Source organism: Streptomyces sp. CLV115 (assembly GCF_038448545.1).
Classification (GTDB): Bacteria; Actinomycetota; Actinomycetes; order Streptomycetales; family Streptomycetaceae; genus Streptomyces; species Streptomyces sanglieri.
Genome location: NZ_JBCEWQ010000187.1, coordinates 1 through 15,798 on the forward strand (window position 1 = coordinate 1; position 15,798 = coordinate 15,798).

Sequence of the window (15,798 nt, forward strand, 5' to 3'; positions counted from 1 at the left end):
TTGCGGGGGCGGGGGGTGCCGTCCCGTTCGTACCGTCCCGACATGGTGGGCCAGAGCTTGCCGTAGCGCAGGGCGAGCAGCCCGGCGAGCAGGATCAGCAGGCCGCCGGCCGCGGTGACGTAGGGCCATGCGGTGTGGGTGAGCGCGCCGATGGTCGCCGAGGAGTCGCCGGTCGTCCGTGCCGCCTTCTCGTCGAGCGCCGCGCCGTCGGCGGCACCGAGGCAGGCGCTCAGTCCGGCGCCGAGGCCGCTGAGGGCGAGGAGCCCGGCGACCAGCAGCCGGCCGGCGCCGCGGACCGCGAAGACGGCGACGAGGGCGGCCAGGCCGACTATGGCGAGGGCCGCCGGGAGGCCGGTGACGTCCTGGCCGTCGGCGGTCAGGGGCAGCGAGCCGCCGCCGACGGACGCCCGGCCCTCGGCCCAGGTCTGGCCGGAGGCGAGCAGGACGACGGTGGCACCCGCCGCCCCGAGGAGCAGACCGGCGGCCAGGCTGCGGCGGCTTCCCGAGGCGTCGGACGCGGTGGCGACTCGGGCACGGGGCTGGGGTACGGGGACAGCACTCACGTACTCCACTATCCCCTACCGCCTCAGAGGCCGTGGAGCCGGTTGGCGGTATGCACCGCGCGGAGCACCGCGGCGGCCTTGTTGCGGCACTCGGTGTCCTCGGCGACGGGGTCGGAGTCGGCGACCACGCCGGCCCCGGCCTGGACGTACGCGGTGCCGTCCCGCAGCAGGGCGGTGCGGATGGCGATGGCGGTGTCGGAGTCCCCGGCGAAGTCGAGGTAGCCGACGCAGCCTCCGTACAGACCGCGGCGGGTGGGTTCGAGCTCCTCGATGATCTGCATCGCGCGGGGCTTGGGGGCGCCGGAGAGGGTGCCGGCGGGGAAGCAGGCGGTGAGTACGTCGAAGGCGGTGCGGCCCTCGGCGACGCGGCCGGTGACGGTGGAGACGATGTGCATCACGTGCGAGTACCGCTCGATCGACATGAAGTCGACGACCTCGACGGTGCCGGGTGCGCAGACCCGTCCCAGGTCGTTGCGGCCGAGGTCGACCAGCATGAGGTGCTCGGCGCGTTCCTTCGGGTCGGCGAGGAGTTCGTCGGCGAGCGCCTGGTCCTCCTGCGGGGTGGCGCCGCGGTGCCGGGTGCCGGCGATCGGGTGGACCATGGCGCGCCCGTCCTCGACCTTGACCAGGGCCTCCGGGCTGGAGCCGGCGACGTCGAAGCCGTCGAACCGGAAGAGGTACATGTACGGCGACGGGTTGGTGGCGCGCAGCACCCGGTAGACGTCCAACGCGCTTGCCGTGCACGGGGTTTCGAAGCGCTGGGAGGGGACGACCTGGAAGGCCTCGCCGGCCCTGATCCGCTCCTTCACGTCCTCCACGGCGTCCTGGTAGGCCTCGCCGCCCCACAGCGCGGTGTACGGGGGCAGCTCGGAGGGCGGGAGGGCGGCGGGGGCGTTCTCGACGGGGCGGGAGAGGTCCCGTTCCATGGCGTCCAGGCGCGCGACGGCGTCCGCGTACGCCTCGTCGACGCCGGTCGTCAGGTCGTTGTGGTTGATCGCGTTGGCGATCAGCAGGACGCTGCCGTCCCAGTGGTCGAGCACCGCCAGGTCGGAGGTGAGCAGCATCGTCAGCTCGGGGAGGTGCAGGTCGTCCTCGGTGCGGTCGCCGATCTTCTCCAGGCGGCGCACGATGTCGTAGCCGAGGTAGCCGACCATGCCGCCGGTGAACGGGGGCAGTGCGTCGTCGACGACCAGGTCGTGCGGGGTGTGCAGGGTCTCGATGGTGGCGCGCAGGGCCTGAAGCGGGTCCCCGTCGACGGGGACGCCGACGGGCGGGACGCCCAGCCAGTGGGCCTGTCCGTCGCGTGCGGTGAGGGTGGCGGCGCTGCGTACCCCGATGAAGGAGTAGCGCGACCAGGTGCGGCCGTTCTCCGCGGACTCCAGGAGGAAGGTGCCGGTGCGTTCGCCCGCGAGTTTGCGGTAGAGCCCGACCGGGGTGTCGCCGTCCGCGAGGAGCCTGCGGCTGACGGGGATGACGCGCCGGTCGACGGCAAGCTTGCGGAAGGTGTCGAGATCCATGGCGGCTGGCCCTTTACTGCGCGAGCGGGAGGACGTCGGCGTCGAAGCAGGTGCGGTCGCCGGTGTGGCAGGCGGCACCCGTCTGGTCGACCCGGACGAGGACGGTGTCGGCGTCACAGTCGAGCGCGACGGACTTGACCTGCTGGACGTGGCCCGAGGTGTCGCCCTTGACCCAGTACTCCTGGCGGCTGCGGGACCAGTAGGTGCAGCGGCCGGTGGTGAGGGTGCGGTGCAGGGCCTCGTCGTCCATCCAGCCGAGCATCAGCACCTCGCCGGTGTCGTACTGCTGGGCGATGGCCGGGACGAGTCCGTCGGCACCGCGCTTGAGGCGGGCCGCGATGGCCGGGTCGAGATTGCCGGACGGCGGCGGGGTGCTGGGCGTGGGCGCGCTGGTCATGCGCCCATTGTGCCGTGGCCGCGGGGGCGGTTCCGTGCGGCGTCCACTGGGCGGACCGCGTGCGGCGGTCGTACGCTGGCGACCATGTCGACCCATGCGAAGCGTGAACGACTCCTGCTCGCCGATCTGTTGGAAGCGGCGGGACCGGAGGCCCCGACCCTGTGCCAGGGCTGGACGGCCCGGGACCTGGCCGCCCATGTGGTGGTCCGGGAGCGCCGGCCGGACGCGGCGGGCGGGGTGGTGCTGGGTGTTCTGAAGAACCGTCTCGACCGGGTGCAGGCGGAGTACGCGGCGAAACCGTACGAGGAGCTGATCCAGCTGATCCGTACCGGACCGCCGAGGATGTCCCCGTTCGGCCTGAAGCAGATCGACGAGGCCGCCAACACCGTCGAGTTCTACATCCATACGGAGGACGTCCGCCGGGCCCAGCCGGACTGGTCGCGGCGGGAGCTGGACCCGGTGTTCGCCGATGTGCTGTGGGCGCGCGCCGAGCGGACGGCCCGGCTCCTGGGCCGCAGGTCCCCGGTGGGGCTGGTGCTGCGCCGCCCGGACGGCCAGACGGCGGTGGCGCACAAGGGCACCCCGGTGGTGACGGTGACCGGCGAGCCGGGCGAGCTGCTGCTCTTCGCGTTCGGGCGGCAGGACGCTGCCGCGGTGGGCATCGAGGGCGACAAGGAGGCGGTGGACCGGCTGCACACGGCGGAGCTGGGGATGTAGGCCCGCCCGGGGCGTACGGGGGCGGGGTCAGCGCGGGAGTTCCGCGCGGCGCAGCCGGGTGAAGGCCAGGCCCGTCAGCGCTCCGGCGGCGCACAGCGAGGCGCTGGTGGCGAAGACCGGGCCGGTCCCCCAGATCGCGACGGCGGCACCCGTGACCGGGTAGCTGAGCGGGGCGATCGCATGGGTGAAGAGCGTCGAGACCGAGGTGACCCGGCCGAGGTAGGCGGGTTCGGTGACGGTCTGGATCAGGGCCCCGCACAGGGAGCCGCCGAGGCCCGCGAAGAGCCCGACGCAGGCCGCCGCGGCGGCTGCGAGGGCCACCGAGGGCAGCTGGGCCAGGGCGCCGATGGCGACCGCGCCGACCAGCACGGCCAGGCACATCACCAGTCCGGCGCGCGGCACCCGGCCGCGCACGGCGAGCAGCAGTGCCGTCGCGCCGGCGCCGATGCCGAAGGCGGCGATGATCCAGCCCATGCCGGACGCACCCCAGTGGCGCTCCTCGGCGAGCAGGATCAGGCCGAGGTTGAGCGGCCCGACGAAGCCCAGTTCGCTGACGGCGACGACGATCATCAGCGGTCCGAGCAGCGGGTGGCGGCGGATGTGGCGCAGACCGTCGGCCAGGTCGTGCCAGGCGGTGCCGGAGGGTTCGGCGCCCTTCCGGTCGGGCAGCGGGCGGATCCGCAGGGACAGCAGCAGCGGCAGCGACACGGCGAAGAGCAGCCCGGCGGCGGCGAACGCGAGGGTCGGCCCGCCGAGGGCCACCGCGACGCCGCCGAGCGGGGCGCCGACGACATTGGCGAGGCGGGTGGCGAGCCCGCGCATTCCCTGGACCCGGGCCAGCTGTCCGGGGGTGGTGACCCGGGGCGGCAGGGTGCCGACGGCGGGCAGGAAGAGGGCGTCGACCACGCCGAAGACGAGCGCGACGGCGATCAGCATCCACAGGGCGGGCGAGGTGAACAGCAGCGCGGCGGCCAGGCCGAGGACGACCAGGCAGCGGGCGGTGTCGCTGCCGATGACGACGCGGCGCGGGCCGATCCGGTCGGCGAGCACTCCCCCGCCGAGCATCAGCACGGCCCGGGGTATGGAGCCGACGGCGAGGACGACCCCGGTCTGGGTGTCGCCGCCGGTGCGGGCTGCGGCCCAGGCGAGCGCCATGTAGTAGACGCTGTCGCCGATCATCGACGCGGTGTAGGCGCCGAGCCAGCGCAGGACGTTGGCGTCGCGGTGCGCGGGGCGCACGGCGGCCTGCATGGGTGTTCCCGTGTCGGTGACGGTCATGGGGTCGGCCTCCCGGGGCGGCGGGTCAGGGGCGGAACGGGAAGGTGTACAGGTGTACGGCGACGTTCTCCCGGCCTTCGGTGTCCCCGGCCTCCTCGCGGGCGCGGCCGAGTTCCTCGTACCGGTCGACCACCTCGTGCATCTCGCGGCTGAGCGCGGCGAGCTCCTCGGCGGTGAGCCGGGCCAGGTACTCGGAGCTGGACGCGGCGCTGCGCCACTGAAGCGGCCAGGTCGGGGCCGAGTCGAGGTAGCGGCGGTACAGCTCGATGTGCTGGTCGAAGGAGAGCCTGCCGACGGCGGCGTGCGTGGCGGCCTTCTCGGGGGCGTCGGTGAAGTCCTCCTCATGGAAGTTCAGCCCCTTCGAGGCGGGCTGCCACCAGCGTTCGCGGGCGTCCGTGCCCTGCTGCTCGGCCTCCTCGATCAGGCCGTGGTCGGCGAGCTTGCGCAGGTGGTAGCTGACCAGCGAGACCGCCTCGTCGACCTGGTCGGCCAATTGGGACGCGGTGGCCGTGCGGGCGATGTAGAGCGCCCGGTAGAGCCGCATCCGCAGGGGGTGCCCGAACGCCTTCAGGGTCTCCAGGTCCGAGACCCGGCGTGATTCCTTGCTTGCCATACCTCGACCGTAGATGGAAAAGGAAAGTTGCGCAATCATTCTTGCGCAATAAAAGCTGCGGAATCCGCGTGCGGTGGAGCGGAGCCGCGGAAAAGCCCGACGCCGGGCGGGGCCGGTTCCCCGGCTCCGCCCGGCGTCGGGCTCGTACGTGCGGCTGCTCAGCGGACCGGGTGGCCGGCCTCCCTGAGCGCGCCCTTGACCTCGGAGATCCGCAGGTCGCCGAAGTGGAAGACGGACGCGGCGAGCACCGCGTCGGCGCCGGCCTCGACGGCGGGCGCGAAGTCGGCGAGCCGGCCGGCGCCGCCGGAGGCGATGACGGGGACGGTCACATGCTTACGTACCGCCGTGATCATCTCGGTGTCGTAGCCGTCCTTGGTACCGTCCGCGTCCATCGAGTTGAGCAGGATCTCGCCCGCGCCCAGCTCGGCGGCCCGGTGCGCCCATTCGACGGCGTCGATGCCGGTGCCCCTGCGGCCGCCGTGCGTGGTGACCTCGAAGGTGCCGGCGGGGGTGCGCCGGGCGTCCACCGAGAGCACCAGGACCTGGCGGCCGAAACGCTCGGCGATCTCCCGGATGAGGTCGGGGCGGGCGATGGCGGCGGTGTTCACGCCGACCTTGTCCGCGCCGGCCCGCAGCAGCTTGTCGACGTCGTCGGCGGTGCGGACGCCACCGCCGACCGTGAGCGGGATGAAGACCTGCTCGGCGGTGCGGCGCACCACGTCGTAGGTGGTCTCCCGGTCGCCGCTGGACGCGGTGATGTCCAGGAAGGTCAGCTCGTCGGCGCCCTCGGCGTCGTACAGCTTCGCCATCTCGACGGGGTCGCCCGCGTCGCGCAGGTTCTGGAAGTTGACGCCCTTGACGACCCGGCCGTTGTCGACGTCCAGGCAGGGGATGACGCGTACCGCGAGGCTCACCGCGCACCTGCCCGGTACGCCTCGACCTCGACCTCGACGACCAGGCTCGGGTCCACGAAACCGGACACGATGATCATCGACGCGGCGGGGCGGACGTCGTCGAAGAGCTCCTTGTGGGCGCGGCCGACCTCGTCCACGTCCCGGGCGTGCGTGATGTACATCCGGGTGCGGACGACGTCGTCACGGCCCAGGCCGAACTGCTTCAGCGCGTCGAAGGCGATCCTGAAGGAGGTGACGGCCTGCTCGTACGGGCCGCCCGCGGAGATCTGCCCGTTCTCCACCGCGGTGCAGCCGGCCACCAGGACGAGGCCGTTCGGCAGCTGCACCGCGCGGGAGTAGCCGAACTTCTCCTCCCACGGGCCGCCGGAGGAGACACGGTTGACGGAGTCGCTCATCCGGAGACCACCCGCAGCGCCTCTTCGAGGGTGAACGCCTTCGCGTACAGCGCCTTGCCGACGATCGCGCCCTCGACGCCGTCCGGTACGAGCGAGGCGATGGCCCGCAGGTCGTCCAGCGAGGAGACGCCGCCGGAGGCGACGACGGGCTTGTCGGTGGCGGCGCAGACGTTCTTCAGGAGCTCCAGGTTGGGGCCCTGGAGCGTGCCGTCCTTGGCGATGTCGGTGACGACGTAGCGGGCACAGCCCTCGGAGTCGAGCCGGGCGAGCGTCTCGTAGAGGTCGCCGCCGTCGCGGGTCCAGCCGCGGCCGCGCAGCGTCGTGCCCCGGACGTCGAGGCCGACGGCGATCTGGTCGCCGTGCTCGGCGATGACCTTGGCGACCCACTCCGGGGTCTCCAGGGCGGCGGTGCCCAGGTTGACCCGGCGGCAGCCGGTGGCGAGGGCGGCGGCGAGCGAGGCGTCGTCGCGGATGCCGCCGGACAGCTCGACCTTGATGTCCATGGCGCCGGCCACCTCGGCGATCAGCGCCCGGTTGTCACCGGTGCCGAAGGCGGCGTCCAGGTCGACCAGGTGCAGCCACTCGGCGCCGGCGCTCTGCCAGGCGAGGGCGGCCTCCAGCGGCGAACCGTAGGAGGTCTCGGAGCCGGACTCGCCGTGGACGAGGCGGACGGCCTGGCCGTCGCGGACATCGACGGCGGGGAGCAGTTCAAGCTTCGGCATTACAGCGTCTCGATCCAGTTGGTCAGCAGCTGGGCGCCGGCATCGCCGGACTTCTCGGGGTGGAACTGGGTGGCCCACAGGGCGCCGTTCTCCACGGCGGCGACGAACGGCTCGCCGTGCGTGGCCCAGGTGACCCGGGGGGCGCGGATCTTGGGGTTGGTGACTTCCAGGCTCCAGTCGTGCACCGCGTAGGAGTGCACGAAGTAGAACCGTGCCTCGGGGTCGAGACCGGCGAAGAGCTGGGAGTCCTCGGGGGCCCGCACGGTGTTCCAGCCCATGTGCGGGACGACGGGGGCCTTCAGCGGGGCGACGGTGCCGGGCCATTCGTCCAGGCCCTCCGTCTCCACGCCGTGCTCGATGCCCCGCTCGAAGAGGATCTGCATCCCGACGCAGATGCCCATGACGGGGCGGCCGCCGGAGAGCCTGCGGCCGATGATCCATTCGCCGCGGGCCTTCTTCAGCCCGTCCATGCAGGCGGAGAACGCGCCGACGCCGGGCACCAGCAGCCCGTCGGCGTTCATCGCCTTGTCGAAGTCGCGGGTGATCTCGACGTCCGCGCCGACATGGGCGAGCGCCCGCTCGGCGGAGCGGACGTTGCCGAAGCCGTAGTCGAAGACGACGACCTTCTTGTTGTCGCTCACAGCTCGTTCCCTCAGTCCCAGAGTCCCTGGATCCGCAGAATGCCTGCCACCAGGCACATCACGGAGGCGAGCGAGAGCAGGACGAGAACTCCCTTGGGCATGCCCTGCTTCGCGAAGGAGTAGACGCCGCCGGCCAGGAAGAGGCCGACGACGATCAGGATGGTGTTGAGGCCGGTCACAGCGCGCCCTTCGTGGAGGGGAGTATCCCGGCGGCGCGCGGGTCGTGTTCGCTGGCGTAGCGCAGGGCGCGGGCGAGCGCCTTGAACTGGCACTCCACGATGTGGTGGGCGTTGCGCCCGTACGGCACGTGGACGTGCAGGGCGATCTGCGCCTGCGCGACGAAGGACTCCAGGATGTGCCGGGTCATCGTCGTGTCGTACGCGCCGATCATCGGCGCCATGTTCTCCGGCTCGGTGTGCACCAGGTAGGGGCGGCCGGACAGGTCGACGGTGACCTGGGCGAGCGACTCGTCCAGCGGGACGGTGCAGTTGCCGAAGCGGTAGATGCCGACCTTGTCGCCGAGCGCCTGCTTGAACGCGGCGCCGAGGGCGAGGGCGGTGTCCTCGATGGTGTGGTGCGAGTCGATGTGCAGATCGCCGTCGGTCTTGACCGTGAGGTCGAAGAGTCCGTGCCTGCCGAGCTGGTCGAGCATGTGGTCGTAGAACCCGACCCCGGTCGACACATCGACCTTCCCGGTGCCGTCGAGGTTTATCTCGACGACCACCGAGGTTTCCTTGGTGGTGCGTTCCACGCGGCCTACGCGGGGGCTCATGCGTCGTGCTCCTTCTTCAGTTCGCGTACCGCATCGAGGAACGCGTCGTTCTCTGCCGGGGTGCCCGCGGAGACCCGCAGCCATCCCGGTACGCCGTTGTCCCGGACCAGGACGCCCCGGTCGAGGATCCGCCGCCAGGCGGTGTGGCTGTCGGCGAAACGGCCGAACTGGACGAAGTTGGCGTCCGAGTCGGTGACGTCGAAGCCGAGGGCGCGCAGCTCGGTGACGATCCGGTCGCGCTCGTCCTTGAGCTGCGCGACGTATCCGAGCAGCGTATCGGTGTGCTCCAGGGCGGCGAGCGCGGTGGCCTGGGTGACGGACGACAGGTGGTACGGCAGCCGCACCAGCTGGACCGCGTCCACGACCGCCGGGTCGGCGGCGAGGTAGCCCAGCCGCAGTCCGGCGGCGCCGAACGCCTTCGACATGGTGCGCGAGAGCACCATGTTCGGCCGGCCCTCGATCAGCGGGAGCAGCGAGGCGTGGTGGCTGAATTCGCCGTACGCCTCGTCGACCACGACCATCGACGGCCCGGCCGCCTGCGCGGCGTCGTACAGCGCGAGCACGGTCTGTGCGTCGACGGCGGTGCCGGTGGGGTTGTTGGGCGAGGTGATGAAGACGACGTCGGGCCGGTGCTCGGCGATGGCCTTTCTGGCGGCCGCGACGTCGATGGTGAAGTCCTCGTTGCGCGGTCCGGAGATCCAGCCGGTGCCGGTGCCACGGGCGATGAGGGCGTGCATGGAGTACGAGGGCTCGAAGCCGATCGCGGTGCGGCCGGGGCCGCCGAAGGTCTGCAGCAGCTGCTGGAGCACCTCGTTGGAACCGTTGGCCGCCCAGACGTTGGCGAGGGAGACCTCGTGCCCTGCGGTGCGGGTGAGGTAGCGGGCCAGCTCGGTACGGAGCTCGACGGCGTCCCGGTCGGGGTAGCGGTTGAGGTCGCGGGCGGCCTCGCGGACCCGCTCGGCGATCCGGTCGACGAGCACCTCGGGCAGCGGGTAGGGGTTCTCGTTGGTGTTCAGCCGCACCGGCACGTCGAGCTGCGGCGCCCCGTACGGGGACTTGCCGCGCAGCTCGTCGCGGACCGGGAGGTCGTCGATGCGGGTGGTCTTTCGAGGGGTGTCGCTGTTCGTCACTGCTGCGGGACCTCTCCGCCGAACCTGGCCTTGAGCGCGGCGCCGTGGGCAGGGAGGTCCTCCGCCTCGGCGAGGGTCACCACGTGGTGGGTGACCTCGGCCAGGGCGTCGCGCGTGTAGTCGACGATGTGGATGCCGCGCAGGAAGGACTGCACGGAGAGGCCCGAGGAGTGGCAGGCGCAGCCGCCGGTGGGCAGGACGTGGTTGGAGCCGGCGCAGTAGTCGCCGAGCGAGACCGGGGCCCAGGGGCCGACGAAGATCGCGCCGGCGTTGCGGACCCGGTCGGCGACGGCCGCGGCGTCGGCGGTCTGGATCTCCAGGTGCTCGGCGGCGTACGCGTCGACCACCTTGAGGCCGTCCGCCAGGTCGTTGACCAGGACGATCGCGGACTGGCGGCCGGCCAGCGCGGGCTCGATCCGGTCGGTGACGTGCTTGGTCGCGGCGATCTGCGGCTTCAGCTCGGCCTCGGTGGCCGCGGCCAGCTCCTCGGAGTCGGTGACCAGGACGGCGGCGGCCATCGGGTCGTGCTCGGCCTGGCTGATCAGGTCGGCGGCGACGTGCACCGGGTCGGCGGTGGAGTCGGCGAGGATCGCGATCTCGGTGGGGCCCGCCTCCGCGTCGATGCCGATGCGGCCCTTGAGGAGGCGCTTGGCGGCGGCGACGTAGATGTTGCCGGGGCCGGTGACGAGGTCGACCGGAGGACATTCGGCCGTTCCGTAGGCGAACATCGCGACGGCCTGTGCGCCACCGGCCGCGTACACCTCGTCGACGCCGAGCAGGGCGCAGGCGGCGAGGATCGTGGGGTGCGGCAGGCCGCCGAAGTCCTTCTGCGGCGGGGAGGCGACGGCGATGCCCTCGACGCCCGCCTCCTGCGCCGGTACGACGTTCATGACCACGGACGAGGGGTAGACGGAGCGCCCGCCCGGCACGTACAGCCCGACGCGAGCGACCGGCACCCACTTCTCGGTGACGGTGCCGCCGGGGACGACCTGCGTGGTGTGCGTGGTGCGGCGCTGCTCGCGGTGGACGAGGCGGGCGCGGCGGATCGACTCCTCCAGGGCGGCCCGCACGGCCGGGTCGAGCCGCTCGACGGCCTCGGCGATCGCCCGGGCAGGAACCCGGATCGATTCGAGCCGTACGCCGTCGAATTTCTCTCCCCACTCGATCACTGCCGCGGAGCCACGATGGCGTACGTCCTCGCAGATGGGCCGCACCGTCTCCAGGGCGGCTTCCACGTCGAACTCGGCACGGGGCAGCAGGTCGCGCAGGGCTCCGCCCTCGGGGAGGGCATCGCCGCGCAGATCGATTCGAGAGATCACACCGCAATTCTCGCAGACCGGCTCCGGCGTCCGGTCGCCCGTATCACTGGCTGATACATGTCCCGGACGTCACTGCTGACCAATAGCGTTCACGTCGTCACCCAGAGGGAAGAACAGCTCCGAGCGGAAGGGGCACCCGTGACCGAACCGCACGACGGCGATTTTCCGGACGGTCTGAGCGCGGCCGAGCTGGGCATGTGGCAGGCCTTCCGGAACGGCAGCACCTACGATCTGCGCGCCCGCGATCCCGCGCGCGACGATCCGTTCGCACCTCTGGTCTGGGGGCCGGAGCGCAGTGTGGACGGGCGTGTCGTCGCCCGGCTGCTGCTCTCGGGGCCGCCGCCGCGCCCCGGCCGGGTGGCGGCGCTGAAGCTCCGGGGTGTGCGGATCACCGGGACGCTCGACCTCGCGGGCGGGCGCGTCTCGCCGTACGTCGAGATGACCGGCTGCCGCTTCGAGAACGAGGTGGTGCTGCCGGAGTGCCATTTCACGACGTTGCGGATCGTCGGCTGCGCGATGCCGCGACTGGAGGCGGCCCGGCTGCGCACCGAGGGCGATCTGCATCTGCCACGCTGCCGGATCCCGCGCGGGATCCGGCTCACCGACGCCCAGATCGGCACCGATCTGCTGATCAACCAGATCGAGATCGGCCCCGACCGGGGCGGCCGGGCGCTGGCCGGGGATGGGCTGGCGGTCGCCCAGGACCTTCAGGCGGAGCTGATCGAGGCGCGCGGCGAGCTGAGTCTGCGCGGGGCGAAGGTCGGCGGTTCGCTGAGCCTGCGCGGCAGCCGGCTGCGCGGCAGGGAGGGGCGGCGCGCACTGAACGCCCCCCAGCTGAGCGTGGAGCGGACGCTGTACATGAGTGAGGCGTGGGTGAGCGTGGAGACCGGGATCCAGGGCGCCACTCCCCCGTACGGCATCGTCATGGCGTCGACCCCGGCGAGCGGCACCCGTTCGCAGGTCCTCGACTGCCGCGGCGGGGTGCGGCTGGACGACGGGCGGTTCGGCGACGCGGTCGATCTGCACAAGGCGCGGTTCGTGATGGCCCGGCACGAGGAGCTCTCGCTGCGCCGGATCGTCACCCCGGAGCTGCGGTTCAACGCGGAACAGCTGGAGGAGGGCCGGGTCGTGCTGAACGGCGCGAAGGTCGTCACGCTGATCGACGTGTCGACGAGCTGGCCGGGGCCCGGCGGCCTGGCGATGGGCGGATTCGTCTACGAGAACCTCGTCCCGTACGGACACTTCCCGCTCTCCCGGCGCCTGGAGTGGGTGGCGGCGGCGACCCCGGAGTACGTGCCGGAGCCGTACGAGCGCCTCGCGACGGTGCTGCGCAACTGCGGGGAGGACGCGGACGCCCGGGAGGTGCTGCTGGCCAAGCAGCGGCGGCGGCGCGAGACACTGCCGCCGGCCGGGAAGCTGTGGGGCTTCATCCAGGACTGGACGGTGGCGTACGGCTACCGGCCGGGGCGGGCCGCGGTCTGGATGGCCCTGCTGTGGGCGGCGGGGGCGGTGGCCTTCGCCCAGCACGTCCCGGCGGCGATCAAGCAGGACGAGCACCCGCAGTGGAACCCGGCGCTGTACGCGCTGGATCTGCTGATCCCGGTGATCAATCTGGGCCAGGACGGCTACTGGCGGATGGAGGACGGCTGGCAGTGGGCGGCGGCCGTGCTCGTCCTGCTGGGCTGGATACTGGCCACGACCGTGGCGGCGGGCGCCTCACGGCTGCTCCGCCGGGGCTGACCGGATCCGGCCACGGCGGATCGGGCAGCGGGCCGTCCGGCGGCTCGTGGCCCGTTCCGCCGAACGGCCCGGTACGACACCCGTACACCGTGGTCGAACGACCGCCCGAGCCGCGTCTGAAGTGCCGTACACCATCGGCCGGAACCGCAGGAACAAGCCAGATTCCGCACTTTCCTTTACTTTTTCTTGACCCGGTCCGATACAACCCATTCACTCGGCACCAAAGCTTCACAGCGAGCCTCTGGCGCCGCTCCGACCAGGGCTTTTCAATGGTCTGCACCATGCCAATCCTTCGTGCTCTGCTCCGCGCCGCGCGCGCGGTCCGGCGCCCCTCGCAGGGGACCGCCGGACTGCCCGCCGACGACGAGGTGCTGCTCGACGCCCCCGACGAACGGCTCTCCCCGGCACTCGTCGCCGCCGCACTCGGGGAGTACGGACCGGCCGCCAAACTCATGGCCACCACCCGGGACGGCGCCGAGTGGGAGAACCGCGACCGGTATCTCGGCCGGCTCGTCACCTTCGCCCGCAGCCGCGACGGCTGGCTGACCGACTGGCTCGCCGCAGCCCCGCACGACCCGGACGCGCTGCTCGTCAAGGCCCAGCTGGCGGTCCGCCGGGCCTGGGAGTCGCCGGCCCGCGCCGAGCAGCTGCGCGAGGTGGGGCCGCTGATCTCGGCGGCTGCCGAGAGCGATCCGCGCGACCCGGTGCCCTGGCGCCTCGCGCTCGACCACGCCCGCGGCACCCACGCCACGCACACCGTGTTCGAGGCGCTGTGGGAGCAGGCCGTCCAGCGCTCCTCGCACCACTACGGCTGCCATGTCGCGGCGCTGCGGTACCTCTCCGCCGCCTGGTACGGCTCGCACCGCGAGTGCTTCGACTTCGCGGAGCGGGCCGCCGAGGACTCGCTGCCCGGCTCACTGGTGCAGGCGCTGCCGCTGCGGGCGGCCTTCGCCCTCCTGATCGAGGGTCCGGGCGCCCGGACCACCTCGGTGCAGGAGGAGCGGGTCGACGCGGCGGTGGATCTGGCCATCGCGCTGTCCGCCTCGTTCGAGCCGGGAGACCCGTGGTCCGCCGAGGTCCGCAATCTGCTGGCGTTCGTGCTGGTCGGCCGGGGGCGCTGGGTCGAGGCCCTGGAACAGTTCCGTCGGATCGGACCGCATGCGGCGTCGTTCCCCTGGTCGTCGGTCTCCGAGGATCCGCTCGGCCGGTTCCTGGAAGCGCGGGACGACACGCGAGTCCGGGTGGCCTGTGCGGCACCGTTCGCGGGACGGGCCGACCGGGGCGGGCCCGGCGGCCATTACGCTTGACCGTTGTGACCACCGCTCGCCTGCCTCTGTTCCCGCTGAACGCGGTGCTGTTCCCCGGCCTCGTGCTGCCGCTGAACGTCTTCGAGGAGCGTTATCGCGCCATGATGCGCGAGCTCCTGAAGACCGACGAGGACGAACCCCGCCGGTTCGCCGTGGTCGCGATCCGCGACGGCCACGAGACCGCCCCGACGGGCGCCGGAATGCCCGACGCGGTGAGCGTCCCCGCCGAGCGCGGACCCGCGGACGGCTTCGGCCCCGACCCGGTGCAGACCTTCCACCGGGTCGGCTGCATCGCGGACGCGGCGAAGATCCGGGAGCGGCAGGACGGCAGCTTCGAGGTCCTGGCGACCGGCACCACCCGGGTCAAGCTGCTCTCCGTGGAGGCGAGCGGCCCGTTCCTCACGGCCGAGCTCGAAGAGCTGGACGAGGAGCCCGGCGAGGAGGCGGGGGCGCTGGCCGAGGGCGTACTGCGGGCCTTCCGCAGCTACCAGAAGCGGCTGGCCGGGGCGAGCGAACGGTCCCTGACCACCGGCGCGGACCTGCCCGACGACCCCTCCGTCGTCTCGTACCTGGTCGCGGCGGCGGCCGTACTGGACGTCCCGACCAGGCAACGGCTGCTCCAGGCGCCCGACACCGCGACCCGGCTGCGCGAGGAACTGACACTGCTGCGCGCCGAGACCGCGGTCATCCGCCATCTGCCGTCGCTGCCCGCGGTGGATCTGACCCGCGCCCCGACCCACCCCAACTGATCCGTCCACCGATCGACCGAGGACCCGTCCCCGTGGCGAAGAAGCCCAAGAAGCAGCAACAGTCCGGCGGCACCCCGGCCACGGTCGCCCTGACCGCGGCCGGCACGCCCTTCACCGTCCACGCCTACGACCACGACCCGGCCTCCGCCTCCTTTGGCGAGGAGGCGGCCGAGGCCCTGGGCGTCTCCCCCGACCGGGTCTTCAAGACCCTGGTGGCGGACGTCGACGGCACGCTGACCGTGGCGGTGGTCCCGGTGGCCGGCTCGCTGGACCTGAAGGCCCTGGCCGCCGCGGTGAACGGCAAACGGGCCACCATGGCCGACCCGACGGCCGCGGAACGCACCACCGGCTATGTGCGGGGCGGCATCTCCCCACTGGGGCAGCGCAAGCGGCTGCGCACGGTACTGGACGCGTCGGCGCGCTCCCACGACACGATCTGCGTCTCGGCCGGCCGCCGAGGCCTGGAGGTCGAACTCTCCGCCACGGACCTGGCCGCACTGACGGATGCGGTATTCGCAGACATCGGCCGCGCCTGACCCCGTCCGGGCGGAGCTGCCCGTTCCGTCTCTGAGTCCACCCGGGACAGAACCGCCCGTTTCCACACCCCTGAGCCCGTCCGACGGTTGAGGACCGGGGTCCGGGGCACAGCCACCCGTTCTGCCTCTGAGCCCGTCCGGCGACTGAGGACCGGGGTCCGGAACAGAACCACCCGCCCCATCCCTGAGCCCGTCCGGGCCAGAGCCGCCCGCTCCACTTCTGCCCCCGTTCGGGACAGCGCTGCCCGTTCTGTCCCTGAGCCCGCCCGGGACACAACCACCCGTTCCACCCCCTGAGCCCGTCCGACGGTTGAGGACCAGAGCCCGGAACAGAACCACCCGCCCCACCCCTGAACCCGTCCGACGGTTGAGGACCAGAGCCCGGGACACAACCACCGTTCCGCCCCTGAGCCCGTCCGACGATTGAGGACCAGAGCCCGGAACACCACCACCCGCCCCACCCCTGAGCCCGTCCGGCGATTGAGGAC

At 72.4% G+C, this 15,798-nt stretch carries 18 protein-coding genes; 5 read left to right on the forward strand and 13 right to left on the reverse strand.

Going from position 1 to position 15,798, the window contains the following annotated elements:
- The 3 genes from AADR41_RS36830 to hisI all read right to left on the reverse strand — a co-directional run.
- On the reverse strand, positions 1 to 572 hold a 572-nt coding region (locus AADR41_RS36830; protein WP_342286396.1), incomplete at its 3' end, for a TIGR02234 family membrane protein.
- A gap of 14 nt (positions 573 to 586) precedes the next feature.
- Positions 587 to 2,080: an anthranilate synthase component I gene (locus tag AADR41_RS36835; protein ID WP_446751173.1), complete on the reverse strand. Its 1,494-nt coding sequence runs from the start codon at positions 2,078 to 2,080 to the stop codon at positions 587 to 589.
- 13 nt (positions 2,081 to 2,093) lie between these two features.
- On the reverse strand, positions 2,094 to 2,477 hold the full coding sequence (hisI, locus tag AADR41_RS36840) for a phosphoribosyl-AMP cyclohydrolase (RefSeq protein ID WP_342286399.1): 384 nt from the start codon (positions 2,475 to 2,477) through the stop codon (positions 2,094 to 2,096).
- Between the two features lie 84 nt (positions 2,478 to 2,561).
- On the opposite strand from hisI, the gene AADR41_RS36845 reads away from it, so the two are divergent.
- Positions 2,562 to 3,194, forward strand: coding sequence for a TIGR03085 family metal-binding protein (locus AADR41_RS36845; RefSeq protein ID WP_342286401.1), 633 nt, complete (start codon positions 2,562 to 2,564; stop codon positions 3,192 to 3,194).
- A gap of 27 nt (positions 3,195 to 3,221) precedes the next feature.
- Here AADR41_RS36845 and AADR41_RS36850 read toward each other — a convergent pair whose 3' ends face one another.
- The 10 genes from AADR41_RS36850 to hisD all read right to left on the reverse strand — a co-directional run bounded on the left by AADR41_RS36850 (position 3,222) and on the right by hisD (position 10,978).
- On the reverse strand, positions 3,222 to 4,472 hold the full coding sequence (locus tag AADR41_RS36850) for an MFS transporter (RefSeq protein WP_342286403.1): 1,251 nt from the start codon (positions 4,470 to 4,472) through the stop codon (positions 3,222 to 3,224).
- A gap of 25 nt (positions 4,473 to 4,497) precedes the next feature.
- Positions 4,498 to 5,085 (reverse strand): winged helix-turn-helix domain-containing protein, encoded by a 588-nt coding sequence (locus tag AADR41_RS36855; protein WP_342286405.1) that lies wholly within the window; start codon positions 5,083 to 5,085, stop codon positions 4,498 to 4,500.
- Between the two features lie 158 nt (positions 5,086 to 5,243).
- Entirely contained in the window at positions 5,244 to 5,999 is a 756-nt protein-coding gene (hisF, locus tag AADR41_RS36860; protein WP_342286407.1) for an imidazole glycerol phosphate synthase subunit HisF, read from the reverse strand.
- On the reverse strand, positions 5,996 to 6,394 hold the full coding sequence (locus tag AADR41_RS36865) for a RidA family protein (protein ID WP_342286409.1): 399 nt from the start codon (positions 6,392 to 6,394) through the stop codon (positions 5,996 to 5,998). The genes hisF and AADR41_RS36865 overlap by 4 nt, the downstream gene beginning before the upstream one ends.
- Positions 6,391 to 7,116, reverse strand: coding sequence for a bifunctional 1-(5-phosphoribosyl)-5-((5-phosphoribosylamino)methylideneamino)imidazole-4-carboxamide isomerase/phosphoribosylanthranilate isomerase PriA (gene priA, locus AADR41_RS36870; protein WP_342286411.1), 726 nt, complete (start codon positions 7,114 to 7,116; stop codon positions 6,391 to 6,393). Before priA ends, AADR41_RS36865 begins: the two co-directional genes overlap by 4 nt.
- Complete coding sequence (gene hisH, locus AADR41_RS36875) at positions 7,116 to 7,757, reverse strand: imidazole glycerol phosphate synthase subunit HisH (protein ID WP_342286413.1); 642 nt, start codon at positions 7,755 to 7,757, stop codon at positions 7,116 to 7,118. Before hisH ends, priA begins: the two co-directional genes overlap by 1 nt.
- A gap of 11 nt (positions 7,758 to 7,768) precedes the next feature.
- Complete coding sequence (locus tag AADR41_RS36880; RefSeq protein WP_342286415.1) at positions 7,769 to 7,936, reverse strand: hypothetical protein; 168 nt, start codon at positions 7,934 to 7,936, stop codon at positions 7,769 to 7,771.
- Entirely contained in the window at positions 7,933 to 8,529 is a 597-nt protein-coding gene (gene hisB / locus AADR41_RS36885) for an imidazoleglycerol-phosphate dehydratase HisB (RefSeq protein WP_342286417.1), read from the reverse strand. Before hisB ends, AADR41_RS36880 begins: the two co-directional genes overlap by 4 nt.
- Positions 8,526 to 9,659, reverse strand: coding sequence for a histidinol-phosphate transaminase (locus tag AADR41_RS36890; protein WP_342286419.1), 1,134 nt, complete (start codon positions 9,657 to 9,659; stop codon positions 8,526 to 8,528). The genes hisB and AADR41_RS36890 overlap by 4 nt, the downstream gene beginning before the upstream one ends.
- On the reverse strand, positions 9,656 to 10,978 hold the full coding sequence (hisD, locus tag AADR41_RS36895) for a histidinol dehydrogenase (protein WP_342286422.1): 1,323 nt from the start codon (positions 10,976 to 10,978) through the stop codon (positions 9,656 to 9,658). Before hisD ends, AADR41_RS36890 begins: the two co-directional genes overlap by 4 nt.
- A gap of 138 nt (positions 10,979 to 11,116) precedes the next feature.
- Between hisD and AADR41_RS36900 the strand changes: the two genes are divergently transcribed.
- The 4 genes from AADR41_RS36900 (at position 11,117) to ybaK (ending at position 15,310) form a co-directional block, all read left to right on the forward strand.
- Positions 11,117 to 12,718 carry an oxidoreductase gene (locus AADR41_RS36900; RefSeq protein WP_342286424.1) on the forward strand — a complete coding sequence of 534 codons (1,602 nt, stop codon included), beginning with the start codon at positions 11,117 to 11,119 and terminating at the stop codon, positions 12,716 to 12,718.
- Between the two features lie 269 nt (positions 12,719 to 12,987).
- Positions 12,988 to 14,025: a hypothetical protein gene (locus AADR41_RS36905; protein WP_446751174.1), complete on the forward strand. Its 1,038-nt coding sequence runs from the start codon at positions 12,988 to 12,990 to the stop codon at positions 14,023 to 14,025.
- A gap of 5 nt (positions 14,026 to 14,030) precedes the next feature.
- Positions 14,031 to 14,774 carry an LON peptidase substrate-binding domain-containing protein gene (locus tag AADR41_RS36910; RefSeq protein ID WP_342286427.1) on the forward strand — a complete coding sequence of 248 codons (744 nt, stop codon included), beginning with the start codon at positions 14,031 to 14,033 and terminating at the stop codon, positions 14,772 to 14,774.
- A 32-nt stretch (positions 14,775 to 14,806) separates the two neighbouring features.
- A complete protein-coding gene (gene ybaK / locus AADR41_RS36915) occupies positions 14,807 to 15,310 on the forward strand; it encodes a Cys-tRNA(Pro) deacylase (RefSeq protein ID WP_342286429.1) in 504 nt (167 codons plus the stop codon).
- The last annotated feature ends 488 nt before the right edge of the window (positions 15,311 to 15,798 follow it).

Bases quoted from the DNA above. Each gene is read 5' to 3' on its own strand.
- AADR41_RS36855 (WP_342286405.1), bottom strand. From the start codon at position 5,085: ATGGCAAGCAAGGAATCACGCCGGGTCTCGGACCTGGAGACCCTGAAG.
- priA (WP_342286411.1), bottom strand. From the start codon at position 7,116: ATGCCGAAGCTTGAACTGCTCCCCGCCGTCGATGTCCGCGACGGCCAG.
- AADR41_RS36835 (WP_446751173.1), bottom strand. From the start codon at position 2,080: ATGGATCTCGACACCTTCCGCAAGCTTGCCGTCGACCGGCGCGTCATC.
- AADR41_RS36865 (WP_342286409.1), bottom strand. From the start codon at position 6,394: ATGAGCGACTCCGTCAACCGTGTCTCCTCCGGCGGCCCGTGGGAGGAG.
- AADR41_RS36905 (WP_446751174.1), top strand. From the start codon at position 12,988: ATGGTCTGCACCATGCCAATCCTTCGTGCTCTGCTCCGCGCCGCGCGC.
- AADR41_RS36850 (WP_342286403.1), bottom strand. From the start codon at position 4,472: ATGACCGTCACCGACACGGGAACACCCATGCAGGCCGCCGTGCGCCCC.
- hisB (WP_342286417.1), bottom strand. From the start codon at position 8,529: ATGAGCCCCCGCGTAGGCCGCGTGGAACGCACCACCAAGGAAACCTCG.
- AADR41_RS36845 (WP_342286401.1), top strand. From the start codon at position 2,562: ATGTCGACCCATGCGAAGCGTGAACGACTCCTGCTCGCCGATCTGTTG.
- hisI (WP_342286399.1), bottom strand. From the start codon at position 2,477: ATGACCAGCGCGCCCACGCCCAGCACCCCGCCGCCGTCCGGCAATCTC.